This is a genomic window from Nonomuraea aurantiaca (assembly GCF_020215705.1).
GTDB classification, from domain to species: domain Bacteria; phylum Actinomycetota; class Actinomycetes; order Streptosporangiales; family Streptosporangiaceae; genus Nonomuraea; species Nonomuraea aurantiaca.
Genome location: NZ_JAIWNB010000002.1, coordinates 327,325 through 353,872, shown reverse-complemented (window position 1 = coordinate 353,872; position 26,548 = coordinate 327,325). Strand labels below are relative to the sequence as shown.

Here is a 26,548-nt window from a genome sequence, read left to right as displayed (position 1 = left end):
CTTGTAGCTGCTGGGCCCGGCGCAACGAACCCCCGCTCGTGCTGGATGGGCGTGAAGCTGAGGTCCAGCCAGCAGGAAAGTCCGGGGAATGACCGGCGCAAGTCCTGGTGACGGCAACCGCGCACTGTGAGGCTGACTGCAATCCCACTGTCGAACTCACGGGGAGACTCGATGCAGACAGCACGAAAGTCCAAGAAGGCCCGACTTCTGGGCCGTTTCCTGACCACGGCGGCCGTTCTCGCGGCCACCGCGACGGTCGCGGTGACACCTGCTTCTGCCACAACCACCAACCTGGCCAAGAAACCAGCCGGGATCAGCAGGTGCCTCGGGCTCTGGGCGCAGAACAACAGGATCAAGCTCCAGCACCAAAGCCGCTGCGGCCCCAACGGCACCTACCACATCCACGTCTGGAGCCCTGGCCATGACACCAACTCCGGCACCTACACCTACGCCGGCGTCGCACTGACGTTCGACAATCCCTGGCCGGCGTCCGCAGGCACCAACATCTGTGCCGAACTCTGGCACCATGAGCCTGGCGGCGGCTATTCGAGCTGGGGCCTTCCCTGCGACACGATGTAGCGCCGAGATCACCGAGAACCATCGTCTGAGAGGCGGCTGTTTCGGCAGCCGCCTCTCGCCTTACCGCTACTGAACCACGCCGGGCCCGGCGGCTTCCTAGTGGAGGACGACACCCCGGACGCGCTCCACCGATGAACGGGTGTCCGCGTCCTCGCGGTCGGCGGTTGATTCGTCGTCGCGTACCTGGGCGGCGGTGATGGCCACGGTGGTGACGATGTCGGAGACGGTGGCACCGCGAGACAGGTCGTTGACGGGCTTGCGCAATCCTTGCAGCACCGGTCCCACCGCGACGGCGCCGGCACTGCGCTGGACGGCCTTGTAAAGGTTGTTGCCGGTGTTGAGATCGGGCACCACGAAGACGGTGGCGTGGCCGGCCACCTGGCTGCCGGGCATCTTGGTCCGCGCCACCGAGGGGTCGACCGCGGCGTCGTACTGGATCGGCCCCTCCACCATCACGTCGGGACGGCGCTCGCGGACCAGCTCGGTGGCGGTGCGGACCTTGTCGACATCGGCGCCGGCACCTGAGGCACCCGTCGAGTACGACAGCATCGCGATCTTGGGGTCGACGCCGAACAGGGCGGCGGTGCGAGCCGAGGAGATCGCGATGTCGGCAAGCTGCTCGGCGCTCGGATCGGGGTTGACCGCGCAGTCGCCGTAGACCAGCACCCGATCGGCCAGGCACATGAAGAACACGCTGGAGACCAGCCCCAGGCGCAGGATCTCGAACGCCGGCCTGATGGTGTGCGCGGTGGTGTGCGCCGCGCCCGAGACCATGCCGTCGGCCATGCCGGTGTGGACCATCAGCGTGCCGAAGTAGGACACGTCGGTGACGGTGTCGCGGGCCAGCTCGGTGGTCATTCCCCGGTGCGCCCGGACTCTCGCGTACTCGCGGGCGAACCGCTCGCGCAGCTGCGCGTCGAACGGGCTGAGCACCCTGGCCGCGTCCAGATCCAGGCCGAGCTGGGCGGCCTGTACCCTGATCCGCTTCTCGTCGCCGAGCAGAGTGAGCTCGGCCACGCCGCGGCGCAGCAGGACGTCCGCCGCGCGCAGGATGCGCGGCTCCTCGCCCTCTGGCAGCACGATGTGCCGCCGCCGGGTACGTGCCCGATCCAGCAGCTCGTACTCGAACATCAGCGGCGTGACGACGTCGGTCTTGGCGATGGCCAGCCGATCGAGCAGCAGCCGGCCGTCGACGTGCTCGGCGAACAGCCTCAGCGCTGTGTCGATCTTCCCGCCGGCTTCGGGCGTGAACTGGCCCGCCACGGCCGACAGGCGGGTCGCGGTGTCGAAGGTGTCATGGTCGGTGGCGATGACCGGCAGGGGAATGGCCATGCTGCGTAGCAGCCGGTCCACCGGGGCGGGCAGATCCGTGCCACCCGTCATGATCACCGCCGACAGGGCGGGGAAGCCCGGCGCCGCGTGTGCCGCGATCAGCCCCGGGAGCAGCGCGGCGGCCCGATCGGACGGAATGATCACCGCGGCGCCCTCGGTGTAGCGGTCCAGGATGCCGGGCAGCGACATCGCGCCCACCATCAACGCGCTCGCCTCCCGGCCCAGCCCGTCGCGCTCGCCGAGGAAAAACCTGCCGTCACAGGCATCCAGCAGGTCGGCGACGGTGGGAGCGCGCAGGGAGGGAGCCTCAGGCAGTACGAACACCGGCGTGGGGTGGTCGATCGCGATGCGCTCGGCAGCCGCCCGGGTGACCACGACCGCCAGTTCCTGGGCGTGGTGCTGCGCCAATTGCCGGGACGACAGCTCGACCGCGGCGCTGATCTCCGAGACCGTCCTGGCTCTCCCGCTCACCACGTTCAGCACGGGCGTTCCCAGGTCTGCGGCAAGCCTGGCGTTGAACTCGAACTCGGTCGGCGCGCCCACATCGGTGTAATCCGTCCCGACCACGACCACCGCGTCGCATCGCCCCGCGAGCGCACGGTAACGAGCCACGATGTCACCGGCCGCACGCTCGGCGTCGGCGTGCACCTCGTCGTAGGTGACGCCGGCGTACATCTCATAGGGCAGGCTGAGCTGGAACCTGCTCCGGATGGTGTTGATCAGGTTGTCCTCACGGCCTGCCCGCACCACCGGACGGAACACACCCACGGTCTCCACCTGCCGCGACAGCAGCTCCACCATGCCCAGGGCGACCGCGCCCTTGTTGCTTTCCGCCTCGCCCGCCGCGACGTACACCGCACGTGTCATGTTCATCATTGTCTGTCAGCTCCTCCTCCATCTCGGCGGCGGGCTGTCGACAACGGCCGCATGCTTTGCGGCACCGCCGCGATGGCCGACGCGGGCTGGTCCCTGCCGCACCGCGCGGGCACCCGCCCGCAGGTGCGGCTCGCGGAGGGATGGAAGTACACGACGAACACGGGGAGCACGCCGCCTCCCAGATCTGGGTGCCTTTCAACCGACTCACGATCGCCCGCACAGCGTCGAGCCGCCGACGACCGCGAATGCCCGGTGGCGGCCGGGGATGCGTGGCGAGTATGTCCATTACAGAACTGTTGAAGTGTCGCGCTCTTGCCGTTCTTGTCTGGATAAATTGGGCCGGGCGAATTCCGGGGGAGGTGGGCGTGCACAGCCAGCGGGACCTCTACCAGGCGTACCGGCTCACGGTCCAGCGGATCGGCCTGGCGCTGATGCGGGCCCAGCCGAACCAGCCCGAGTGGCCGCTGCGGCGCCAGAACATCGGCTTTCTGGCCGGCGCCATGGTCGCCGTGCTGCTGGGTGTCGGGTTCGCGGTCGTCGGGCTGCTCCGGCCCAGCGGCACCAAGGCGCTGCGGGATCCGGGGACGCTGATCATCGAGCGCGAGACCGGTGCCCGTTACGTCTACAGCCAGCCCCAGCGCAGGCTGATCCCGGTGGCCAACTACGCCTCGGCGCGGCTCGTGCTCGACTCGCCGCAGATCACTGAGCGGGTGGTCGCCAGGGACGCGCTGAGTTCGTACGAGCGCGGCACGCCGGTCGGCATCCCGGGGGCGCCCGACTCGCTGCCGGCCGCCGATCGACTCGCCTCCGGGCCCTGGTCGGTCTGCGTGCAGGAGCGCGAGAGCGACACGGGGCGCAAGCCGTACGTGACGCTGATCGCCGGGCGGCAGGCGGGTGACCGGCCGCTTCCCGAGGACGGCGCGATGCTCGTGGACGTCGGCGGGCAGACCTGGGCGATCTGGCGCGGCGCGCGGATGCGGGTGCCCGCCGGGATCGCGCGCGGCCTGAGCGGCACCGACCCGGCGGCCGTGCCCGTGGCCTGGTTGAACGCGCTGCCGGAAGGGCCCGACCTGGCCGCGCCCGCGATCGAGGGGCGGGGCCGGCCGGTGACCGGGCCCGGTGGCGACAAGGCCGCCGTGGGGCAGGTCTTCCGCGCCACGGCCGTCGCAGGCGGCGAGCCGCGCTGGTACGTGCAGCTGGCCGACGGTTTGGCGCCCGTCACGCGTACACAGGCGACGCTCCTGCTGAGCGACCCGGCGGCCTACAGCGGCGGCACGACCGCCGAGGTCAAGATCGACGCGGCCACGGCCAACGCCGCCCCGCGCTCCCGCACCAAGCTCCCAGCCGACGGCCTGCCCGCGTCGATGCCGAAGATGACGGCCTACGACCCGGCGAGCCCGCTCTGCGCGGTCTACGCCGACGCCGACAAGGGCTCGGCCCGCGCCCGGCTCATGTCGGGCGGCACGCTGCCCGCGCCACACGGCGACGCCACGGATCTCGTACGGCTGCCGCCGGGCCGGGCGATCGTCGCCGGCGTCCTGCCCGGCGACGGCCAGCTCGACGCGGTGCAGTCGTACTACCTGGTGACCGACGAGGGACGGCGCTACGCCGTGCCGAACGCGGACGTGCTGGGCAAGCTGGGGTACGACGCCAAGCGCGCCACCCCGGTGCCCGCCAACGTGCTGCAGCTCATCCCCGAAGGGCCGGTGCTCGACCCGGCACGCGCCGCCAAGCCCGTCTCCACTGCCTCAACGGCTCAGTAACCCCGGTAGCCGCCGCCGGTCTTCGTGCCGACGACACCGGGCACGTTGGAGACCGAGCCGTAGCGATCGATGGCGTAGCGGACCCCGGCGATGATGTTGTCGACCGGGTCGTAGATGTTCTCGTGGCCCGGCAGCTTCCACCGGTTGAACGTGGGGTCGATCGTCTGCATGAGCCCCTTGGACGGCGTGCCCTTGGCGGCGTTGGAGTCCCAGTTGTTGATCGCGTTGGGGTTGCCGTCCGACTCGTGCCGGATGATGGTCCAGATGTCGTTGGCGTTCATCTTCTCGACCGGGTAGCCCTGCGCCTTGAGGACGTTGACGGCCTGCGTGATCCAGTCGGCCACCTGTCCCTGCGGGGCCGGTCCGCCGCCGGCCGGGGGCGGCCCGCTCGGCCCATACCCGCCGAACCCGGGCAGGCTCGGCGATTGGCCCCTTGTCCCGCTGGTCCCGTTCGTCCCGCTCGCCTCAGCGAGGGTCGTGCTGTTCTGTTGCCGCGACGGGGTCCAATCCAAAGCCCTTCCCGGGCCCGGGGCGAAGGGCTCCGTGTCCGGCTCCGGCCAGTTCTCGGTGGATCTGCCCAGGCCACCGAGCAGGCCCCGGATGCCGGCCGCGGCCGTGCCCAGAGCGTTGTTCGCGGTCGTCCGCTGCTCCGCCAGCTGCTTGCGGGCGTCGCCGGCCAGCCCCTGCACGCCTTGCCGGATCTGGTCCTGCGTGGCCTGCGGGTTCCTGGCCTGGAAGTCGCGGACGGCGGCGGCGTAGTTCTGGCAGATCGCGTTCGCCTGGGACTCGGCCGTCCGCAGGGCCTCGGCGGCCGTGGCCAGGTGCGTGGCGCACTGCGACAGCACGCTCTGTAGCGTGTCGCCGATCTTCCCGGCCCGGTCCATGTACGTGACGAACGCGTCGGCGCTCGCCCCCTGCCAGGCGGCGTCCAGATCGCCGACGGCCGACCTGACCGCGGCGGTCTGGCCCCGGCCGGTGTCGGCCGCCGCCTGCCACACGCCGACGACGCGGCCCACGGCGCCGGGGTCGCCCACCAGCGTCGCGGCCAGCGTGGCCAGCTCGGCGCCGCCGGGTACGCCTCGCACGTCGTCGATGGCGCTCACCGGCGCACCGCGGCCCCGTCGGCACCCGTGAACGTCTGGTCCACGGCGTCCAGCGCCTGCTCCACCGCTTGGAGATGCCCGCCGAGCGTCCGCGCGGTGGTCCCGGCGGCCGCGGTCAGCTCACTCACCGCCGCGGCCAGCGCCCCAGAATTGTCCAGCCGGCCGAAGGCGGCCTGGTCGATCGCCGCGCCGGACACGGACGCGGCGACCTCGGCGAAGGCACCGGACGCGTTCTTCGCCGCCGTCCCGCACCCATCGAGCGCCTCACGGTGATATTTCAGGACCACAGCGGATCTCCTCGGTCAGTGTCCAGCCCTCTCAGCGTCGGAAGAGCGACAGCAGTTCCTCCGCCCGGTCGGTGCGGGCGATCCAGACCTCGCGTCCCCGCCGCTCCCTGCTGATCAGCCGCGCGGCGTGCAGCCGGTCGCAGTGATAGGTGATCCCGCTGGGCGCGATCTTGACGTTGGCGGCCAGCATGCTCATCGTCATGGGCTGGTCCAGCTGGCAGAGCAGCTCGGCGCGCACCGGGCCGACCAGGGCGGACAACTCGTCCACGGCGGGCGCGACGGGCCGGCGCCACAGCGACTCGGCGCCGGGGACCGGGTAGGCGATCCACACCGCGTCGGGATGGTCCAGGCTGACGATCACGGCGTCCTTGCCGGCCAGCATCGGCACCAGGATGATCCGCCGGTTGCCCAGCTCGTACGTGCTGGCCTCGATGTCGGCGATCAGCAGGCCGCGCTCGCCGTACCGAATGCGGTCGTTCAGCGAGCCCAGCAGCAGCTCGGGGCCGCCGCGGACGGAGGTGATGCCGACGCGCTCGATCTCCCGGTCGAGCAGTGGCCGCGCCCGCTGCCAGAGCGGCTCGGTGGTGTGCCAGACGTCGTTGAGCGCGGTGGCGTAGCCGCGCAGCCAGCGGGCGGGCCGCTCGGCGGCGGCCCTCCAGTGCGTCGGCAGCGCCCCGTCGCCGAACGCCTGCTCCAGGTCCTTGATCAAGGACTCGGGCGGTATGTCGCTCAGCGCGCTCACCTGGGCCGACACGGACATGTCGTCCATGGGGGTGATCGGCGCGACGCTGTCGGGCACGACGGAGTAGCCGGGAGCCGCGAGCGGAAGGACCGCCTCGCGTCCCAGCGGGCTCACCCTCGACTGGACCGCGCGCCGCCACAGCTCGGGCAGGCCACGCCTGCGGCCGGCCAGCGCGTCGGCGATCATGGCGAGAGCGGTCAAGTTCGGAGAGATCGACACGGACAGCTGAGGAGCGGAGGTCACTCGTAGCTCGCTCCACACGTTCGTTCTGGTTACCGGAGCCCCCACGGGTCGTACTGTATGCAGACCTGACATATCTGGATGGATGCTTCAAATAAGCTGGAAAGATCCGTTGGCGTAATTCGCCCAGGGCGCATGAGGTGGGGGCCGGACCTGCACCTTCCGGCCCCCACCGGCTATGTGGTCACCTCATGCTCAGGTGATGCGGACGCTCTTGGCCCTCAGCCGCATGATGCGCTCCGTTCAGGATGTTCCCCCTGTGTTCTGGCAAAAGGAACGTAAGCCTCAACGCTCACATCTGACTTACAAGTCACTTACAGCACCATGCGGTGGCTTTCCTATTGCGCGCCGGGACGGCCCAGACGGTGCGCGGGCACGGGGATCGACGGGAACGGGTTGTCCGGCAGCAGGATCACCCGGCGGGCCTGGTCGCCCTGGAGGGCGGCGTCCAGGTGCAGGAGCGCGGCGCCGATGCCCGCCGCGCCGACCATGTAGCCCGTGTCCGCCGACACCTCGCCGGGGCGCAGCCGCCGATACGCCTGATACCAGCGCAGCCCCCGCCCGTCGTGGTCGGCCGCGCGGCCGATCAGGTGCTCGGCGAGCACGCTCGCGAAGTCCAGGTACGACTTGCGCCCCGTCGCCGCCCACAGCCCCACGAACAGCTCCACCAGCCCGGCCGTGCCGCAGCACTGGCAGGAGACGTTCCAGAAGCCCGGGGTACGGCGGTGTGGGACGCCGCTCTCGACGATGCCGTGCGCCAGCCGCTCGCACCAGGCCAGGTCGTCGGCCTCGCCCGAGACCCGGTACAGCTCGTAGAACAGCCGCGCCACCCCGGCCGAGCCCGAGCAGAAGCCCAGGTAGTGCAGCCCCCGGCCCTGCGGCACGTGGTGCGGCACGGCGGCGCATCTCCCGGCCACGACGCTGACCATCTGGACGAAGCCGGCGCCTCTGCGGGCCGCGTTGAGGAAGAGCGGGTCGCCGGTGACGCCGTACAGGCGGGCGAGCAGGAACGCCGTGCCCGCCGTGCCGGACAGGAAGCCCGGCGTGACGGCGTCCACCGGCAGATCGGCCCGGCCACCGGCCGCGTCGCCGGGCTTTCCCGGCAGGTCGGAGCAGTCACCGGGCCAGGTCTGCCCGTCGGGCAGGCCGGTGGAGTGGCCGAACAGGTGGCCGGGCACGGCCAGGCGGGCGATGCGGGCGCCCGCCTCGACGGCCAGGTCCTGGTAGGCGGGCATGCCGAGCATCGAGGACGCGTGCAGCAGGCCGAGCACCACGCCGCCGTCGCCGCTCTGCGCGGGATCGCGCGACCAGCCGGGGCCGCCGTCGAGCGGGCGGGCGGAGCGGACGATCCGGTCGGCGGCGGCCACGGCGGCCTCCTCGAAGCCACCGTCCCCGAGCACCCAGCCGGCCTCGGCGAGCGCGACCACGGTGCCGGACAGACCGTGATAGAGCGACAGGCTCGTCTGGTTCGCCCAGGTGCCGGAGAGGTAGCGGGCGCCCGCGCGGGCCTCGTCGAGGTACGCCTCGTGGCCCGTCGCCGCGGCGAGCTCCAGGAAGAACAGCACGATGCCCGCCGCCCCCGCGTAGAGCGAGGCCGGTTCGGCGGCGAGGGCCGACCTGCCCCGAGGGTCGGGGTTGGCCCGCCAGTGCCGGCCGCGCTCGTCGTCGACGGCCGCCGAGCGGATCCAGCGGCCGGCCATGATGGCGGCGGTCAGCGGTGTCTCAGCACGCTCGCTCGATGAGCGCGTCCGATCCAAGCTCATGCCGAGCATTATCCCACACATTTGGTAGGAAATTAAGGGTTGTCGTCGCCGCTTTCTGGGCAGTCAGCCGCCGTCGAGGGGCGAGGGCGTCGCGGTGGTTTCCAGGGGGACGCGGCCACGGCGGATCATGGTGGTCGCGGCCGACAGCCCGAACAGGGCGGCGCCCGGCGGCCCGATGATCCACACGGGCCAGAAGTACACCAGGGACGCGTCAGAGACGCTGAGCATGACCCAGACCACGACGTTGATCGACACCTTCACGGCCCAGATCGCCCAGAGGATCCTGAGCCATCTCGGCAGCGTCGCCAGCAGCCCGGCCGGGACCGCCGCCCCACGCGGCGCGGGCTGCGGTTTCGCCTTCGCGCGGGGCAGGTCGCCCAGGAGGTCCGCCAGTTCGCCGTACGTCACCGCCTGGAAGGCCCGGCCCAGCCGCTCGTCGTACTCCTGCATGCTGAGGCGGCCCTCGGTCAGCGCGGCGCTGAGCCGCTCGGCGACCACCTCGCGATCGCCGTCCGACGCCCGGATCTTTCGCCGCTCGTTCATCGGTTCTCCTTGAGCGTGGAGTCTTTCGGCGTGAGCCGTGGGGAGGATGTCGCCGTCTCGCGGGCGAGCAGGCGGTCGATGGCGGCCCGCTCGGCGTCGTGGGTGTTGTCGTCGTCGCGGCGGCGCTCGGCCATCGCGGTCAGGTACGGCAGCACGGCCGGGCGGTCGACGGCGTCCGCGAACGCCTTCGCCATGAGGACGCGGCCGGCCCGCCGGACCGGCCCGGATACGGGGGCGGCGGCGATGATCAGCCAGGTGCAGGCCACGTCGGCGGCCGGCGCGCCACGGCCGGCGTTCGCCCAGTCGATGACCCGGGGACCGTCGGCGGTGACGAGCACGTTGCCGGGGTGCAGGTCCAGGTGGAGCAGGTTGTTGCCGGGCGCCCCCTCGGCGGCGGGCAGCCAGCCGGGCGCGCGTACGGTGGCCAGCCGCTGGAGCAGCTCCACCAGGAGGCGCCCGTACGCGGGCGCGCGCCACGGCCGCCGGGTGGCCTCGCGCGACACGCTGACGCCGACGATCCGCTCCATGAGGATGTCGGCCCCGTCGGCGTCGAAGACCTCGGGCGCCGGAAAGTCCTGCCTGCGGGCGTGCCGCATGACCGACGCCTCGCGTTCGAGGCTGCGGCCGTCCCGGGCCCGCCGGATCACCTTGCCGGTCCCGGCCTCGTACACGTCGCAGTCCTGCCCTGCCGCGAGCAACGTTCCCACACGCATGGTGGTCAGATTATGCGGTAAAGGTGAGTCATTCTAGTTGTGCGGATACGGGCGCACTGGCAGCAAATTACCGTCATTTGATGACAGCGTGCTCGTAGTGCTGATTCACCAGTTATGGCGGCCAAATCCGACCGCCGGTCAGTGGCCTACTCTTTCCTGCCACTTCTTGCCATCGGCCACCTGGGCCGGCTCCCGCTATCGTAGCCAGCAACACCCAGTTAATCGTATTCAACCGATTAATTTCCGACAAAGGGTAGACGTCGCATTCGGTGTGAATACTGGAGGAGGTGACACATTGCTGGAGGCAATCGATCTTGTCAAGTGTTATGGCCCGGTCAGAGCCCTCGACGAGTTCAGCCTGAGCGTGGCCGCGGGCGAGATCGTCGGGCTCGTGGGGCACAACGGCGCGGGCAAGACGACCTTCGTAGAGATCGTGTCGTACCTGACCCGTCCGGACGGCGGCCACGTCACCATCGACGGCAAGCCGCCGTCCGCCGTCAAAGGCCGGGTCGGCGTCGCACCGCAGCACATCGCGCTCTACCCGTCGGTCAGCGTCAGGGAGCACCTGGAGCTGTTCGGCAAGCTGGCCGGGCTGCGTGGCCAGGCGCTCACCACCGCCATCGACGACATCGTGGCCGCCCTGCGGCTGAGCGACTTCATCGACCGGCACGCGGCGGTCCTGTCCGGCGGCCAGCAGCGCAGGACCCAGGCCGCCACCGCGCTCATCCACCGGCCGGCGCTGCTGCTGCTCGACGAGCCCACGGCCGGCGCCGACCTGGAGACCAGGCAGGCGATGCTCGACGTGGTCAAGCAGCGCGCGGGCGAGGGCGCCGCCGTCGTCTACACCACCCACTACCTGCCCGAGCTCACCGAGCTCCAGGCCACGATCGCGGTGGTCAGGGACGGCCGGGTCATCGCCAGGGGCACCCACGAGGAGCTGGTCGACGGCCTGCCCGGCGAGGTGCAGCTCACCTTCGACAACGAAGAGGAGATCACGGTCTCGACGACCCACCCGGCCAACACCCTGATCGACCTGCTCAGCCGTGCCGACCGCCCGATCAGCACCGTCGACGTGCGCAACCCCTCCCTCGACGACCTCTACAGATCCCTGGCGGTCAGCAATGCTCCTTGACACCCCGCACACCCAGCACCGGGTCGAACCCCCGCCGCCCGCCGGGCTGCTCGACAACCTGCGCGGCGCCGCGTACCGCGTCGGCGCGCTGGCCAAGCACAACACGCTCATCCGGCTGCGCGACCCGGGGCAGATGATCAGCTACGTCGCCATGCCGATGGTGCTCATGCTGGTGCTCAAGCCGCTGTACGTCCGGGCCGTCGAAGGCGGCGCCACGCAGGTGGCGACCGGCCTGATGGTGATGTTCTCGGTGTTCGCGATCTCCATCGCGGGCAACGCGATCCTCGTCGAGCGCACCTGGCGCACCTGGGACCGCCTGCGCGCGAGCCGCGCCCCGGCGACCGAACTGCTGCTCGGCAAGACCATCCCGATCTTCGTGGTGATGGTCGTGCAGCAGTCGATCCTGCTGGTGTACGGCTGCCTCGTCATCGGGCTGCCGATTCCGAGGGCCCCGCAGTACGTGGTCTTCGCGATCGCGATCTGGGCCTTCGCGCTGCTCTCGATCGGCGCGGCGCTCGCCACGATCGTCCGCAGCCACGGGGAGCTCAGCGTGATCTCCGACGTCGGCGCCCTGACGCTCAGCTCGCTGGGCGGGGCCCTGGTGCCGTTGAGCATCATGCCCGAATGGGCCCAGGTGGCCGCGCACATCTCGCCCGGCTACTGGGCCCTGACGATGATGCAGGCCGCGGTCCGCGGAGACGCGGCGGGCACCCTGGCACCGGCCGGGGTCCTGCTGGCGATCGGCCTCGTCGCCGGCACGTTCGCCGTCCGCAGGCTCACGCGCGGCTGGGGGCGCGGGCACCTGCTCTGAAGTGCCGACCCGCGGCCAGGGGGCCGCGGGTCGCTCGCCTTTTCTGTCGGTAATTCAGTGACATGTAGTGAATTGAGGCATGTTGATGGATCAGCAGCATTCACCCGGCGACTCGAAACACTCGGCGGACGAGTCGAATATCGCGATCATCGGCATGGCCGGCCGATTCCCCGGGGCGGACAACGTCGAGACGTTCTGGCGCAACATCAGCACCGGTGTGGAGTCGTTCACCCGATTCTCCGACGAGGAGCTGATCGACGCGGGGGTTAGTCCGGCGACCTTCCAGCAGCCGAACTATGTCAGGAGCCGGCCGATCCTGGACAACATCCGGGGATTCGACGCCGGATTCTTTGGTTACAACCCGCGTGAGGCGACCTTGGCCGATCCGCAGCAGCGGATCTTCCTGGAGGTGGCTTGGGAGGTCCTCGAAGCCGCCGGGTACGGTTCGCCCGATTCGCGGGGCAGTGTGGGCGTGTTCGCGGGCACCAACATCAGCGGCTACCTGCTCACCCGGCTGAGGGCGTTCGAGATGGGCATCGACCCGTCCGCCCTGATGATCGGCAATGACAAGGACGCGCTCACCACGAACGTCTCCTTCCGCCTCAACCTCTCGGGCCCGAGCGTGGCCGTGCAGACGTTCTGCTCGACCTCCCTCGTCGCCGTGCACCTGGCGAGCGACGCGCTGCGCCGGGGCGACTGCGAGATCGCGCTGGCCGGCGGCGTGTCCGTACGCATCCCCGACCGGGTCGGGTACCTGTGGGAGGAGGGCGGCCAGGAGTCGCCCGACGGCCACGTGCGCACGTTCGACGCCGAGGGCAAGGGCAGCATGTTCGGCGACGGGGCCGCCGTGGTCGCGCTCAAGCGCCTGGACCGCGCGATCGCCGACCGCGACACCGTGCTCGCCGTCATCCGCGCCTCCGCGATCAACAACGACGGCGCGCTCAAGTTCAGCTACCTCGCGCCCAGCATCGACGGGCAGCGCAGGTGCGTCAGCAGGGCGATCGAGCGGGCCGGGATCGACCCGTCCGAGATCTCGTACGTCGAGGCGCACGGCACCGCGACCGAGGTGGGCGACCCGATGGAGGTCGCCGCCCTGACCAGCGCCTTCGGCCCTACCAAGGACAAGCAGTACTGCCTGCTCGGCTCGATCAAGCCGAACGTCGGCCACCTCGACCGGGCCTCGGGCGTCACCGGGCTCATCAAGGTCGTCCAGTCCCTGCGCAACGAGCTCATCCCGGGCACCCTGCACTACACCTCCCCGAACCGGGAGATCGACTTCGACAGCAGCCCGTTCCGCGTCACCTCCGAGGTCACCCCGTGGCCGCGTGACGACGACCGGCCCCGGATCGCGGGCATCAGCTCGCTCGGCATGGGCGGCACCAACGCGCACGCCATCGTCACCGAGGCCCCGCGGCCCGAGCGGCGCCCCGAGCGGTCGCGCCGCTGGCAGGTGCTGCCGCTGTCGGCCCGCTCCGAGTCGGCCGCCGAGAACGCCTGCGTCAGGCTCGCCGACCGGCTGGAGATCGACTCCGACCTGGAACTGGGCGACGTCGCCTACACGCTGCAGGTCGGCCGCAAGGTCTTCAACCACCGCAGGGTCGTGGTGGCCGACTCGAGCGGCCGTGCCGCCACTCTGCTGGCCGACCCGGCCGGGCGGCTGGGCCGTAACGACGCGACCGTGGGCCGCCGGGTCGGCTTCCTGATCGCCGGGGTCGGCGAGCAGTATCCCGGCATGGTGGCCGCCCTCTACGCCGACGAGCCCGCCTTCCGCGACGACGTCGACGAGTGCCTGACCGTCCTCGGCCTCACCGAGGCCGCGCAGCTGTCCGACATCTTCGTGGCCACCGAGCGCCAGGACACGGGCGGCGACCTGGCCCGGCTCCTGGGCCGGACCGACGAGGCGGCGGCCCCCTCAACGGTCGAGGCGCACCTGATCCAGCCCGCCGTCTTCGTGGCGGAGTACGCGCTGGCCCGCCAGCTCATCCGCTGGGGCATCGCCCCCGAGATCATGGTCGGCTACAGCCTCGGCGAGTACGTGGCCGCCTGCCTGTCCGGCGTGCTCTCCCTCCCCGACGCGCTGCGGCTGGTCGCCTACCGGGCCAAGCTGATCACCTCGCAGCCCGAGGGCGCCATGCTCGCGGTGGCCGCCGACGAGCGGCGGCTGCGCGCGGTGCTCGGCGACCTGCTGACCCGCGATCTGGACGTGGCGGTGCGCACCGGCTCGCAGCTCGTCCTGGCCGGGCCCGTCGCGGCCGTCGAGGCGGCCGGCGCGCTGCTGCTGGAGGCGAAGATCGGCTGCCGCCGCCTGGACACCACGCACGCCTTCCACTCCCGGATGCTGGAGCCGGTGGCCGCCGAGCTGACTGCCTGGATCAGCGACAACGTCACCCTGCATCCCCCGGTCATCCCGTACGTCAGCAACGTCACCGGCCGCCTGGCCACCGCGGACGTCGTCACCGACCCCGGCTACTGGTCCCGGCACATGTGCGAGACCGTGGAGTTCGGCGCCGGGCTCGCGCATGTGCTCGGCACCGGCGACCTCGCCCTGGTGGAGATCGGCCCCGGCCAGTCGCTCGGCGCGCTCACCCGCGGCCACCCGGAGTGCGACCGCGCCCAGTGGCCGCTGATCGTCACCACGCTGCCCGCCGCGAACGACCGCCTCGACACCCACGCCGCCACCGCCACGGCCGTCGGCAAGCTCTGGCTGGCCGGCGTCTCCGTCGACTGGGCGGCGCTGCACGCCGGCTGGGCGCCCGGCCGGATCCCGCTGCCGACCTACCCCTTCGAGCACCAGGACTACTGGCTGGAGATCGACCAGACCGCCGCGAGCACCGGCGCGCCCGCGATCGACGACAGCGACCCCACCAGCATCCTGAACGCCCTCCCCCGGCTGCCCGACGAGCGCTGGATCAACGTGCCGACCTGGCGGCAGACCGCGCCGCGCCCGGCGCGCGAGGAGGAGGCGGCCCGCTGGCTGGTCTACACCGACGCGGGCCGGGCCGACACGCTGGCCGACACGCTGCGCGCGCACCTGGAGGCGGCAGGGCACCAGGTGGTGCTGGTCCGTCCCGGCGAGCGGTTCGCCGCCGGGCCCGACGGCCTGGTGGTCCGGCCCGGCTCGCCGGAGGACGCCGTCAGCGCACTGCGGACCCTGGCCGAGCGGGACTTCGAGCCCGAGCGCGTGGTGCACCTGTGGACCGCCGAGGAGAGCCCCGACTCGACCGACGAGTGCCTGCGGCGCGGCCTGCACACCCTGGTCGCGCTCGCGCGGGCCGCGGGCGACATGGGGATCACGCGGTGGTCGCTCGACATCGTCACCGTCGGCGGCCAGCGGGTGCTCCCCGGTGACCGGGTCATCCCGGAACGCGGCACCCTGCTCGGCCCGACGCGCCTGATCCCGGTCGAGTACCCGCGCGTGCGCACCCGCCTGATCGACATCGACACGGTGTCGTCGCCGCGCGACCTCCTGACCGAGCTGCGCGCCGAACCCACCGACCAGGTCGTGGGGCTGCGGAGTGGCCGGCGCTGGGTCCCGGAGTACGAGGTGCTCGACGCGTCGTGCATCGACCAGGACGCCCCCAAGGCCCAGGTACGCCGGGGCGGCACGTACCTCGTGACCGGCGGCCTCGGCGGCATCGGCCTGGCCATGGCCGAACGGCTCGCCGAGCACTACCAGGCCCGCCTCGTCCTGATGGGCCGCACCCCCGTGCCGCCCAGGGACCAGTGGGGTCCCATCCTGGCCTCGGAGCGCACCGCCGAGGAGGTGCGCCGGCGGATCGAGGGGCTGCGGCGGCTGGAGGCCGCGGGCATCGAGGTCGTCACGGTCGCCGGTGACGTCTCCCAGCCCGATGACGTACGGCGGGCGGTCGGCGCGGCGATCGAGACGTTCGGCGAGCTCAACGGCGTGCTGCACTGCGCCGGGGTGCCGGCCGTCGGCCTGATGCAGTTCAAGACGGTCGCCGACATCCAGCGGACGCTGGCGCCGAAGGTGGCGGGCACGCTGGCCATCGGCGAGGCACTGAAGGACGTTCCGGTTGATTTCGTGGCGTTGTTCTCCTCCACCACGTCGGCGACCGGCGGCGGCGCCGGCCAGGTCGACTACTGCGCGGCCAACGCCTTCCTCGACGCGTACGCGCTGAGCGACCCGCTGCCCGGCGTGACCGTGACGGCGATCGACTGGTGCGAGTGGACCTGGAACGGCTGGACCGACGGCCTGGAGAACTACGACGAGGGCTCCAAGCACTACTTCACCTGGTATCGGGAGAACTTCGGCATCACCTTCGACCAGGGCTACGAGACGCTGCTGCGGGTGCTGGCCAGCGGCGAGGCCCACGTGATCACCTCGACGCAGGACTTCGCCCCGCTGGTCGCGATGAGCCGGCGCTCGTCGATCGAGAGCCACCAGGCCACGGTGAAGAAGATCCGAGACGCCTTCGGCCGCCACCCGCGGCCCGAGCTGTCGACCGCCTACGTCGAGCCGCAGTCACCGGCCGAGGAGGCCATCACCGCGGTCTGGGCCGAGGCGCTCGGCCTGGAGCAGGTCGGCATCCACGACAACTTCTTCGAGCTCGGCGGCAACTCGCTGCTCGGCATGGAGATCATCGCCGAGGTCCGCAAGGCCCTCGAGCTGTCCTACCTGCCCCCGCACATCCTCTACCAGTCGCCCACGGTCGCCTCGCTCGCCGAGGCCGCGACCTCGGGGGGCGAGCAGGACCAGCAGACCCTCGGGGCCCTCGACCAGCGACGGTCCCGCATCGAACAGCGACGCAACATGCTCCGTGGGAAGGCGGCATCATGACGGAGACGGACACTGAGACGGATTACGACTCGGCGGTCGCCCTGATCGGGATGTCCGGTCGCTTTCCGGGGGCGAGCAGCGTCGGCGAGCTGTGGCGCAACGTGCTCGCCGGGATCAAGGGGCTGCGCGAGATCACCGACGAGGAGCTGGCCGAGTCCGGCGTCGAGCCGGGCAAGGTGGCCGACCCGCGCTACGTCCGCGTCGGCGGCCCGATCGACGGCCTCGACAAGTTCGACGCCACGGTCTTCGGGATCAACCCGCGCGAGGCCGAGACGATGGACCCGCAGCACAAGCTGTTCCTCGAATGCTCGTGGGAGGCGCTGGAGAGCGCCGGCTACTGCCCGACGGACACACCGGGACAGGTCGCCGTCTTCGCCGGCTGCGGCTTCCCCGACTACATCGTGCAGAACATCCAGCACCTCGCCGGCCAGCCGGGCGGCGCGCTGCTCATGGCCACCGGCAACGAGCGCGACTCGCTGGCCTCGACCGTCTCCTACAAGCTCGGGCTGCGCGGCCCGGCCGTCACCGTGCAGACCTTCTGCTCCACCTCGCTGGTGTCGGTGCATCTGGCCTGCCAGAGCCTGCTGACGTACGAGTGCGACATCGCGCTGGCGGGCGGCGCGTTCACACCGCTCCCCCAGCCCGCCGGTTACCTGTACGAGCAGGGCGGGATCATGTCGCCCGACGGCCGGGTGCGCAGCTTCGACGCCGAGGCGGGCGGCACGGTCATGGGCAGCGGCGTCGGCACGGTGGCGCTCAAGCGCATGTCCGACGCGCTCAAGGACGGCGACGTCATCCACGCGGTCATCCTCGGCTCGGCGGCCAACAACGACGGCCGGACCCGCGCCGGCTACACCGCGCCCGGTGTCGACGGGCAGGCCGAGGTCATCGAGTCCGCGCTGGGCGTGGCCGGGGTCAAGCCCGACACCGTCGGCTACGTCGAGTGCCACGCGACCGGCACCATGCTGGGCGACTCGATCGAGCTGGCCGCGATGAACCGGGTGTTCGCCCAGCCCCGCGAGACGCCGTGCGTGCTGGGCTCGCTCAAGCCCAGCATCGGTCACCTCGACCGCGCCTCCGGTGTCACCGGGCTGATGCGCGCCGCGCTCACCCTCAAGCACGAGCTGCTGCCGGGCACCCCGCACTACGAGACGCCCAACCCGGCGCTGGCGACGGCGCGGGACCGGTTCACGGTGCTCACAGAGCACCAGGCCTGGCCAGCCGGTCCGCACCCGCGGCGGGCCGGGGTCAGCTCGTTCGGGCTCGGCGGCACCAACGCGCACGTGGTGCTGGAGCAGGCGCCGGTACGGCCGTCGCGGCCGGCCCGGCCGGGACCGCACCTGCTGACGTTCTCGGCCGCCGACGGGCAGGCACTGTCCGACCTCACCGGTCTGTTGCGGGAGCACCTCTCCGGTGACCTCGCCGACGACCTGGCGGATGTGGCGTACACGCTGCAGGTGTCGCGCGGCGGCTTCGCGACGCGGCGCGCGGTCGTGGTCCGGGACCGGGAGGACGCGGTCGCGGCGCTCAGCGATCCGGCGCGCTGGATCGACGCCAAGACGCAGCGCCGCAACCCCAAGGTCCGGCTGGTCACGGCGGGCGGCGACGTACCGGCCGCCTGGTGGGCGGACCTGCGGGCGGCGGCCGACCGGCTGACCCGCCCCGGCGCCGCCGGCGCTGCCGCCTCTTCCGGTGCCGCTGGCGCCACCGGTACCATCGGCGCCACCGCCTCACCCGAGGACGCGGTCGCGGCGCTCGCCGAGGCGCTCACCGCACTCAGTGTCCGCCTGCTCCACGACGGGGCCGACACGTCCGGCGTCGAGGAGATCGCCGTGGCCCCCGCCGGCGACGAGAGCGCCGCCGAGTGGCTCCTGGCCACTCTTGGCAAGCTGTGGCAGGCCGGCGCCGCCATCGACTGGGCGGTGCTGCACCAGGGCGCGGGCCTGCGGGTGGAGCTGCCCACCTACCCCTGGCAGAAGCGCCGGTTCTGGGTCAAGGCCAACCCGAGCATGATGGCCGCGCCCCCGAGCACCGGCAAGACGTTCGACCGCTCGAAGTGGACGCACCTGCCGACCTGGCGGCAGCGGCCCCTTACCCTCAACGGCCTGGACGAGCAGCTCAGGCTGGCCGGTCCCTGGCTGGTCTTCACCGACGACGCCCGGGGCGAGGCCCTGGTCGAGCGGCTGACCGAGGCGGGCGCCGAGGTGACCGCGGTGCGCCGGGGCGACCGGTTCGACGAGGACGACACCGGACATTTCACGATCCGCCCCGACAAGGCGGACGACATGGCCGAGGTGCTCTACTCGCTCGTGGTCAACCCGCGCTCGATCATTCACGCCTTCAGCCTGTCCGCCGCCGAAGCCGGGCCGGACCCGGTCGCCCACTTCGACGCCGAGCAGAGCCGCGGCTTCTACTCCGCCCTCGCGCTGGCCCGCGAGCTCGTCGACAACACCGGCTCCGCGCCGCGCGCCGAGCTGGTCCTGCTGACGTCGGGAGCGGTGGGCGTGGTCGGCTCGGACCTGCGCCACCCCGAGCACGCCACGCTCGCGGCGCTGGCGCCGAGCCTGCAGCAGGAGAACCCGCGGCTGCGCTGCCGGCACATCGACGTCGGGTCCGACATCGCTCCCGAGCAGCTCGCCACACTGATCCTGGCCGCCTCCGTCGCCCCGCACGAGGGGCCGGTCGCGGTGCGCTCGGGCGAGACATGGCTGCGGCAGTACGAGCAGTACCCCATCGAGGAGCCAGGCCCGGAGGAGCGGCCGTTCCGCGACGGCGACACCGTGCTGATCACCGGCGGTCTCGGCGACGTCGGTCTCGTGCTCTCCCGCCACCTGGCCGCCCGGTACGGCTGCCGCCTGGTGCTCACCGCCCGCGCCGCACTGCCGCCCCGCGAGGAGTGGGACGCCTTCCTGGCCGCGGTGCCGCCGGGCGGGGAGCGTACGGCCCGGCACATCCGCAACATCCGTGACCTGGAGGAGCGCGGCGCCACCGTGCTCGCCCTGTCGGCCGACGTGGCCGACGAGGCCGGGATGCGAGCCGTCGTCGAGGCGGCGGTCGAGCGCTTCGGCGGCATCGACGTGGCCGTGCACGGCGCGGGCGTCCAGGACGGCGGTTACTTCAACTTCGCCCACCTCATGGACCGCGGCCAGTGCGAGGCCCACCTGGCCGCCAAGGTCAAGGGCTTCCACGTGCTGGAGGCCGTACTGGGAGAGCAGGCCCGTGACCGGCGCGTCACGCTGTCGTCGATCGCGGCGGTGCTCGGCGGGATGACGCTGGCGCCGTACGCGTCGGCGAACGCGGCGCTGGACGCCTACATCCGCGTGGCCCGGCTGGGCGGCGGCCGGTGGGTCACCGTCGACTGGGACACCTGGAACATCGATCCGGACCGGCTCGAAGGCCACAGCGGCGCGGTGATCGACTACGCGATGACGCCCGCGGAGGGCGTGGACGTGTTCGAGCGGGCCCTGTCGGCCGCCGACCGTGTCGGGCACCTGGTCATCTCGACCGGCTCGCTGGAGGCGCGCATCGCGCAGTGGGTCACCGGCGACATCCATGACGCCGGCGACGACGATCTCGACGACGACCGCGAGCGCCACCCGCGCCCGGACCTGAGCACCCCGTACGTCGAGCCGAACGAGGGCACCGAGGCCACGCTGTCCGGCATCTGGTCGAGGGTGCTGGGCATCGACCCGATCGGCGCCACGGACAACTTCTTCGAGCTCGGCGGCCACTCGCTGCTCGCGATCGAGCTGACCACGCGGATCCGCAAGGCCCTGAACGCCTCGGTGCCGGTCACCGGGCTGCTGGAGTGCCCGACGGTCCGCCAGCTGGCCGCTCTTCTGGACTCAAGGGAGGACGCGTGAAGCAGCCCGAGTATCTCCGCAAGATCCAGAGCTTCGCCCGGCGCGAGCTGCTCGACAAGGACGCCTACCTGGACTCGCTGGCGGAGGCGCCGATGCCGCTCTACCAGCGCTTCGCCGACACCGGCTTGGCGAACTGGTGGCTGCCCAAGGAGTCGGGCGGGCTCGGGCTGGGCCTGGAGGAGAGCGTCCGCATCGTCTCCGAGCTGGCCTACGCCGACGCGGGCGTGGCGTTCACGCTGTTCATCCCGGTGCTCACGACGAGCATGGTCCAGTGGTACGGCTCCGCCGAGCTCAGGGAGCGCCACCTGGGCCGCATGTCGGCGGAGAACGGGTTCTGCGCGACGCTCGGCAGCGAGCACGCGGCGGGCAGCGAGCTGGCCCGGATCTCCACCACGGCGGCCCGCGACGGCGACGAGATCGTGCTCAACGGCCAGAAGGCGTTCTCCACCAACACCGACTTCGCGCAGTTCATCGTGGTGATCGCGCGGGCCCAGGACGACCCGGCGGGCTACCTCGCGGTCCTGGTGCCGCGTGACACGCCCGGCATCCGCGTGGACAAGAGGTGGGATGTCATCGGGCTGCGCTCGTCGGCGACCTACCAGGTCTCGCTCACCGACTGCCGGGTGCCCGCGGCCAACGTGCTGCGCGGCAACGGCCTGCGGCTGCTGGAGGTCGGCCTGAACGCCAGCCGCATCCTCATCGCCACGACCGCGCTCGGCATCGCCCGCCGGGTGCGCGACGTGTGCATGGAGTACGGCAAGTCCAAGTCGGTGAAGGGGTCGCCGCTGGCCAACAACGCGGTGTTCGCGAGCCGCCTGGGCCAGTTCGAGATGCAGATCGACGTGATGGCGAACCAGTGCCTGGCCGCGGCCCGCGCGTACGACGCGGTCGCGGCCCGGCCGGACGCCGGCGAGGAGTTCCTGCGCGTCGGAACGCTCAAGTCGGCGCTGACCGCGAAGATGTTCTGCGGCCAGACGGGGTGGCAGATCGCGTCCACGGCCTCGGAGATGTTCGGCGGGCTCGGTTACACGCATGACTCGGTCATCGGCAAGCTGCTGCGGGACGTGCGCTACGTGTCGATCGTCGAGGGCGGCGACGACGTACTGCGCGACCTGGTGTTCAGCCGGTACGTGGTGCCGGTGTCGAAGCGCTCATGAGGCGGCCGTGGCGGTGACGACCGCCGCGGCGTAGCCCGGCGCGACGCCGAGCCAGCGGACAGGCAGGGCGGCGCCGGGCGGCGAGGGAAGGGAGAGCACGGCCCCATGGGTCGTGCTCTCTTCGCGTACCAGGACATTGCGGAGTCCGGCCAGACCCACGCCGACGGCTTTGACGTACGCCTCCTTGGCCGTCCAGAGCCGGAAATATCCGGCACGGAGGCCGGAAGGGCCCGCCTCCCGCAGCCGGTCGACCTCTTCCGGCTGGTACATGCTGCCGGCCATCGCCAGGCAGTCGAGGTCCTCGCGGATCCGCTCGACGTCCACGCCGACCCTGGAGCCCGGCGGCGCCACCGCCACCAGCGCCCACTCCTCGGAGTGGGACAGGTTGAAGTCGGGCGCTCCCCGGCCGTGGGACGAGTTTCCGCTCCGGCCGTCGGGCAGGTTGAAGCCGGGCGCGGTCCGGCCATACGGCAGGGCCACGTACGGCCGCCCGCTGTCCTCCGCGCCGAAGGCCAGACGTGCGGCGCGCACGCCGCAGACCTCGCCGAGTATGGCGCGGAGCGCGGCGTGCGCGACCATGAACCGGTGCCGCTCCCGGGCCGAGCCGAGCCGTCGGGCCCGCTCGCGCTCGGCGTCGGAGAGCGACCGCCACCCGCCCGGCGCCAACGGCCGGTCGAGGTGGATCTTCCACACCCTGGGCTGCGTCATACCCACGCGCGCAGCGCCTCCGAGACGTGCTTGTACGTCAGCTTCGCCTGCTCGAAGACGGCGAAGTGCCCGCCGACGTAGGTGTGCAGGTCGAACCGCCCGGTCGTCTGGTCCCGCCACGCGGCCACCAGTTCCCGGCCGGCCCTCGGGTCGTCGGTGCTCGGCAGCGCGGTGATCGGGACGTCCAGCGGCGGCTCGGGGTAGTACGCGTAGGTCTCCTTGACGCTGAAGTCGGCCTGCATGGCGGGCAGGATCATCTCCAGCACGGACGGGTCGTTCAGCAGCCAGTCGGGGGTACCGCCGAGCTTGCGCAGCAGCTCCACCAGCTCGGAGCTGCTCATGCCGCGCACTGGCGGCCCGTCGTCGAACGGCCGGTGCGGGGCCACGCAGCCGGAGACGAACAGGTGCACCGGCCCGGGGCCGCCCCTGCGGCGGATCTCCCTCAGCAGTTCGAAGGAGACCAGCGCGCCCAGGCTGTGTCCATAGACGGCGTACCGGCGACCTCCGCTCACCTCGGCCAGGATGACGTCGGCCAGGTCGGACACCAACGGCGCCATCCGCTCGTACGGAGGTTCGCGCAGCCGGTTCTCCCGGCCGGCCGGCTGGACCGGCAGCACCGCCACGCCCGGCAACCGGTGCTGCCACGCCCGGTAGGCGGAGGCCCCGCCCCCGGCGTGCGGCAGGCAGAACAGCGCGAGCGCGTCGGCCGCCGCGCCGGTCTGGGCCCGGAACGGCAGCCACCGCTGGATCGCATCTTCGCTCGTCACATCATTGACGGTCATGGTGCCTCAATCCAGGATTTCCAGCTGCACGTACGGCGGAGGCGGCTGCACATTCGCCAGATCGGCCTCCAGCACCACGTGGGCGCCGTTCCGCTCCACCTCCCTGAAACCCGCGAACGCGTAGGTGACCTGCATCATCCGGTTGCGTCCCGTCTCCACGAAGTCGGCCCGTACCGGGACGCCGGCCGCCTTCGCCAGCCGCATGACGTGGTTGAGCATGACCATCCCGACACCTCGCGACATCACCCGGCACGACATCAGCATCATGCGGAGGTGCCAGACCGTCTCCTCCTTCTCCACCAGCGCGAGCCCGATCTTGCCGTAGCTGCCGAACCGGTCGGTCAGCGAGGCCACCAGCAGCAGGTGGTCCGGCGACTCGCGCAGCTCGTCGAGCTCCTCGTAGGAGTAGGTGCGGCCGGTCGAGTTGAGCTGGTTGGTGCGTACCGTCAGCTCCTCGGCCCGCTGGAGGTCCTCCCGGCGTGCGGGCGCGATGGTGAACGCCATCTTCAGCCCGGCCAGGAACTCCTCGTTGGTGCCGACGAACTCGCTCTCCAGCTCGTCCCTGGCGATCTGCCCCTGGTACATGCCGCGCCGCTGCGCCGACTCGTCGGTGACGAACCGGGGGGTGAACTCCGGCCGTACCAGCGCCTCGTCCACGTCGGCGACGTCGACGCAGGTCACCTCCGGCACCTGGTGCGCCACCTCGGCGCGCTCGAACTCCTGGTCGTCCACGAACGCGAACGCGTCCAGCCCGAGGTTGAGCGCCTTGGAGATCTGGCGGATCGAGTCGGACTTGGCGTTCCAGTTGATCCGCGGGTAGAGGAACAGGTCGTCGAGGCCGAGCTCGCGCAGCTTGCCGAACGCCGCCTCGTGGTCGTTCTTGCTGGCCACCGAGTGCAGCACGCCCATGCGGTCCAGCCGCCTGATGTGCTCGACGACCGCCGGCCGTACCTTGACGTTCTCGTCCTCCAGCAGCACGCCGTCCCACAGCGTGTTGTCGAGGTCCCACACGACGCACTTGATGCGGCCCTGCTTGGGCTTCTCGTGGAGTACGGCCACACTCACGACGTCACCTCCCGGTCCGCCTGGCCGGCGATCGTGATCCGCTGGATCTCGTTGCTGCCCTCGATGATCTCCATGACCTTGGCGTCCCGGTAGAAGCGGGCCACGGGGTAGTCGGGGCTGCAGCCGTTGGCGCCGTGGATCTGGACCGCCTCCGACGCGTGCCTGGCGGCCGCGGTGGACGCGAAGTACTTCGCCACCCAGGTCGCCATGATCGTGGACGCCTCTCCGGCGTCCTTGAGCCGCCCCGCCTCGGCCAGCAGCAGCCGGGCCGCCCGCGCGTCGGTGACCATGTCGGACAGCTTGGCCTGGATCAGCGGCAGGTCCCGCAGCACCGAGCCGCCGACCTCGCGGGCCGAGGTGTACGTCGCCGACGCCTCCAGGCACGCCTGGATGATGCCGACCGACCCGGCCGCCACGCTGTAGCGGCCGAGGTCGAGCGTGCCGGTGAGCACCATGCCCGCGGTGAACCCGCTGGGCCCGAGCAGCGCGTCGGCGTCGAGGCGGACGTCGTCGAACGTCACCTCCGCGAGCATCGACGCGCGGGTGCCCAGCATGTCGTCGATCGGGCGCACCCCGACCCCGGGACTCTCCCTGGGCACCAGGAACGCGCCGATGCTCGACGCGGTGCGGGCGAACACCAGGTACAGGTCCGCCCGCTGGCCGCCGGTGATCCACTTCTTGCCGCCGTTGATCACCCAGCCTGTACCGGACTGGACGGCGGTCGTGGTGATGCCCGAGGTGTCGCTGCCCGCGCCGGGCTCCGACAGGCAGAACGCGCCCAGGACTTCGCCCTTGGCCAGGGCCGGGGCCCACTTCTGCCGCTGCGCCGCGCTGCCCCACCGCTGCACCGCCCACGACACCATGGTGTGGACCGTGAGCAGGCTGCGGACCGACGAGCAGCCGCGGCCCACCTCCTCGTGGACCTCGCCGAGGGTGACCAGGTCCATTCCGGCGCCGCCCACCTCCTCGGGCAGGAAGGGGGCCCACAGACCCGCCTCGGCCATCCGGTCCAGCAGTTCCTCGGGGATGTAGCCGGCCTGGTCGTACGCCTCGGCGTACGGAACGATGAAGGTGTCCACGAACGCGCGGGCGCTGGCCCGGTCGGTGACCGGGGACGTCTCTTGCGCGACCGGCGCCTGGGTGACGATCGTCACGCGGCCAGCTCCTCCGACAGCCGGCCCACCAGCTCGGCCATCGAGCCGGCGGTCCGGAAGTTGTCGATGCGCAGTTCCTCGTTCGGGATGGTGACCTCGAAGGTCTTCTCCACGAACATCACCAGCTCCATCGCGAACAGCGAGTTGACGAAGCCCAGGGAGAAGATGTCCTGGTCTCCGGTGATCTCGGCCTGCGGGTAGCGGCTGCGGACGAAAGCGAGGATCTGCGACTCCGCGGTGTTCGGCATTGCGGTGCTCCTTTTGGTTGAGTTAGTTGGCGTACGTGAAGAAGCCGCGTCCGGACTTGCGTCCGTGCAGACCGGCGTCGGTCATCTGCTTGAGCAGCGGGCACGGCCGGTACTTGCTGTCGGCGTAGTGCTCGTACAGCACCTCGACGCTGTAGAGGATGGTGTCGACGCCGATCAGGTCGGCGGTCTCCAGCGGCCCCATGGGGTGGCCGAAGCAGCTGCGGAACACCTCGTCGACGGACTCGGCCGTGGCCACGCCCTCGTGGACGAGGTAGGCGGCCTCGTTGACGGTGAGCATGAGCACCCGGTTGGAGATGAAGCCGCACGAGTCCTTGACGTCGACGGCCCGCTTGCCCATCGCGGCCAGCAGGCTCCTGGTCCGCTCGATGGTGTCGGGGGTGGTGTGGAAGCCGGGGATCAGCTCGACGGCCGGCTTGGCGGGCACCGGGTTCATGAAGTGCACGCCGATGACCTTGTCGGGACGGCCCGTCACGGCGCCGACCTTGGTGATCGGGATGGCCGAGGTGTTGACGACGAACACGGTGTCGGGTCCGCAGGCCGCGTCGAGCGCCTCGTAGACCTCCCGCTTGACGTCCCAGTTCTCGGTCACGTTCTCGATGACGATCTCGGCCTTGGCCAGGGCGTCGGCGCCGACGGCCGTGGTGATCCTGGCGAGGATCGCGTCCGCGTCCAGGGCGGGGCCGCCCATCAGGCGGCTCATCCGGCTGTTGCGCTCGATGTTCGCGAGCGCCTGCTGGAGGATCTGCTCGTCCTTGTCGACCAGGACCACGTCGTGGCCGGTCTGGGCCAGGTTCTGGGCCACTCCCACGCCCATCACACCGGCGCCCACTACGCCGATCACTGTCATGTCTCTGCTCCATTCACTGTG

At 71.4% G+C, this 26,548-nt stretch carries 20 protein-coding genes; 7 read left to right on the top strand and 13 right to left on the bottom strand.

Going from position 1 to position 26,548, the window contains the following annotated elements:
• Positions 1-171 precede the first annotated feature (171 nt).
• Positions 172-579: a hypothetical protein gene (locus LDL49_RS07180; protein ID WP_225290137.1), complete on the top strand. Its 408-nt coding sequence runs from the start codon at positions 172-174 to the stop codon at positions 577-579.
• A 96-nt stretch (positions 580-675) separates the two neighbouring features.
• On the opposite strand, the gene pta is transcribed toward LDL49_RS07180, so the two are convergent.
• Entirely contained in the window at positions 676-2,778 is a 2,103-nt protein-coding gene (gene pta / locus LDL49_RS07175) for a phosphate acetyltransferase (RefSeq protein ID WP_225290136.1), read from the bottom strand.
• Positions 2,779-3,152: 374 nt separating this feature from the next.
• Here pta and eccB point away from each other — a divergent pair, with 374 nt between their 5' ends.
• Positions 3,153-4,550, top strand: a complete 1,398-nt coding sequence (eccB, locus tag LDL49_RS07170; protein WP_225290135.1) for a type VII secretion protein EccB — start codon at positions 3,153-3,155, stop codon at positions 4,548-4,550.
• Here eccB and LDL49_RS07165 read toward each other — a convergent pair.
• From LDL49_RS07165 to LDL49_RS07140, 6 genes are all read right to left on the bottom strand, one after another.
• Complete coding sequence (locus LDL49_RS07165; RefSeq protein ID WP_225290134.1) at positions 4,544-5,653, bottom strand: transglycosylase SLT domain-containing protein; 1,110 nt, start codon at positions 5,651-5,653, stop codon at positions 4,544-4,546. The genes eccB and LDL49_RS07165 overlap by 7 nt on opposite strands.
• Entirely contained in the window at positions 5,650-5,940 is a 291-nt protein-coding gene (locus LDL49_RS07160; protein WP_225290133.1) for a hypothetical protein, read from the bottom strand. Before LDL49_RS07160 ends, LDL49_RS07165 begins: the two co-directional genes overlap by 4 nt.
• Positions 5,941-5,971: 31 nt before the next feature.
• Entirely contained in the window at positions 5,972-6,970 is a 999-nt protein-coding gene (locus tag LDL49_RS07155) for an ArsR/SmtB family transcription factor (RefSeq protein ID WP_225290132.1), read from the bottom strand.
• A 290-nt stretch (positions 6,971-7,260) separates the two neighbouring features.
• Positions 7,261-8,685, bottom strand: coding sequence for a lanthionine synthetase LanC family protein (locus LDL49_RS07150; protein ID WP_225290131.1), 1,425 nt, complete (start codon positions 8,683-8,685; stop codon positions 7,261-7,263).
• Between the two features lie 63 nt (positions 8,686-8,748).
• The gene (locus tag LDL49_RS07145; protein WP_225290130.1) at positions 8,749-9,228 is read right to left on the bottom strand and encodes a DUF1707 SHOCT-like domain-containing protein; all 480 of its coding nucleotides are present in this window, start codon (positions 9,226-9,228) and stop codon (positions 8,749-8,751) included.
• Positions 9,225-9,941, bottom strand: a complete 717-nt coding sequence (locus LDL49_RS07140; RefSeq protein WP_225290129.1) for a phosphotransferase — start codon at positions 9,939-9,941, stop codon at positions 9,225-9,227. Before LDL49_RS07140 ends, LDL49_RS07145 begins: the two co-directional genes overlap by 4 nt.
• A gap of 295 nt (positions 9,942-10,236) precedes the next feature.
• On the opposite strand from LDL49_RS07140, the gene LDL49_RS07135 reads away from it, so the two are divergent.
• The 5 genes from LDL49_RS07135 (at position 10,237) to LDL49_RS07115 (ending at position 21,702) form a co-directional block, all read left to right on the top strand.
• Positions 10,237-11,073 (top strand): ABC transporter ATP-binding protein, encoded by an 837-nt coding sequence (locus LDL49_RS07135; protein WP_225290128.1) that lies wholly within the window; start codon positions 10,237-10,239, stop codon positions 11,071-11,073.
• Complete coding sequence (locus tag LDL49_RS07130; protein WP_225290127.1) at positions 11,063-11,884, top strand: ABC transporter permease; 822 nt, start codon at positions 11,063-11,065, stop codon at positions 11,882-11,884. The genes LDL49_RS07135 and LDL49_RS07130 overlap by 11 nt, the downstream gene beginning before the upstream one ends.
• Before the next feature lie 85 nt (positions 11,885-11,969).
• Entirely contained in the window at positions 11,970-16,682 is a 4,713-nt protein-coding gene (locus LDL49_RS07125) for a type I polyketide synthase (RefSeq protein WP_225290126.1), read from the top strand.
• Positions 16,679-20,545: an SDR family NAD(P)-dependent oxidoreductase gene (locus tag LDL49_RS07120; RefSeq protein WP_225290125.1), complete on the top strand. Its 3,867-nt coding sequence runs from the start codon at positions 16,679-16,681 to the stop codon at positions 20,543-20,545. Before LDL49_RS07125 ends, LDL49_RS07120 begins: the two co-directional genes overlap by 4 nt.
• Entirely contained in the window at positions 20,542-21,702 is a 1,161-nt protein-coding gene (locus LDL49_RS07115) for an acyl-CoA dehydrogenase family protein (RefSeq protein ID WP_225290124.1), read from the top strand. Before LDL49_RS07120 ends, LDL49_RS07115 begins: the two co-directional genes overlap by 4 nt.
• On the opposite strand, the gene LDL49_RS07110 is transcribed toward LDL49_RS07115, so the two are convergent.
• From LDL49_RS07110 to LDL49_RS07085, 6 genes are read right to left on the bottom strand one after another with little or no spacing between them, the layout of a single operon-like run.
• Entirely contained in the window at positions 21,697-22,410 is a 714-nt protein-coding gene (locus tag LDL49_RS07110) for a 4'-phosphopantetheinyl transferase family protein (RefSeq protein WP_225290123.1), read from the bottom strand. The two genes, LDL49_RS07115 and LDL49_RS07110, sit on opposite strands and share 6 nt — an antisense overlap.
• Positions 22,407-23,192, bottom strand: a complete 786-nt coding sequence (locus LDL49_RS07105) for a thioesterase II family protein (protein ID WP_225290122.1) — start codon at positions 23,190-23,192, stop codon at positions 22,407-22,409. The genes LDL49_RS07110 and LDL49_RS07105 overlap by 4 nt, the downstream gene beginning before the upstream one ends.
• Before the next feature lie 6 nt (positions 23,193-23,198).
• A complete protein-coding gene (locus LDL49_RS07100) occupies positions 23,199-24,257 on the bottom strand; it encodes an HAD-IIIC family phosphatase (protein WP_225290121.1) in 1,059 nt (352 codons plus the stop codon).
• The gene (locus tag LDL49_RS07095) at positions 24,254-25,411 is read right to left on the bottom strand and encodes an acyl-CoA dehydrogenase family protein (protein WP_225290120.1); all 1,158 of its coding nucleotides are present in this window, start codon (positions 25,409-25,411) and stop codon (positions 24,254-24,256) included. The genes LDL49_RS07100 and LDL49_RS07095 overlap by 4 nt, the downstream gene beginning before the upstream one ends.
• The gene (locus LDL49_RS07090; protein WP_225290119.1) at positions 25,408-25,659 is read right to left on the bottom strand and encodes an acyl carrier protein; all 252 of its coding nucleotides are present in this window, start codon (positions 25,657-25,659) and stop codon (positions 25,408-25,410) included. Before LDL49_RS07090 ends, LDL49_RS07095 begins: the two co-directional genes overlap by 4 nt.
• A 22-nt stretch (positions 25,660-25,681) precedes the next feature.
• Positions 25,682-26,527: a 3-hydroxyacyl-CoA dehydrogenase family protein gene (locus LDL49_RS07085; RefSeq protein ID WP_225290118.1), complete on the bottom strand. Its 846-nt coding sequence runs from the start codon at positions 26,525-26,527 to the stop codon at positions 25,682-25,684.
• Between the last annotated feature and the right edge of the window lie 21 nt (positions 26,528-26,548).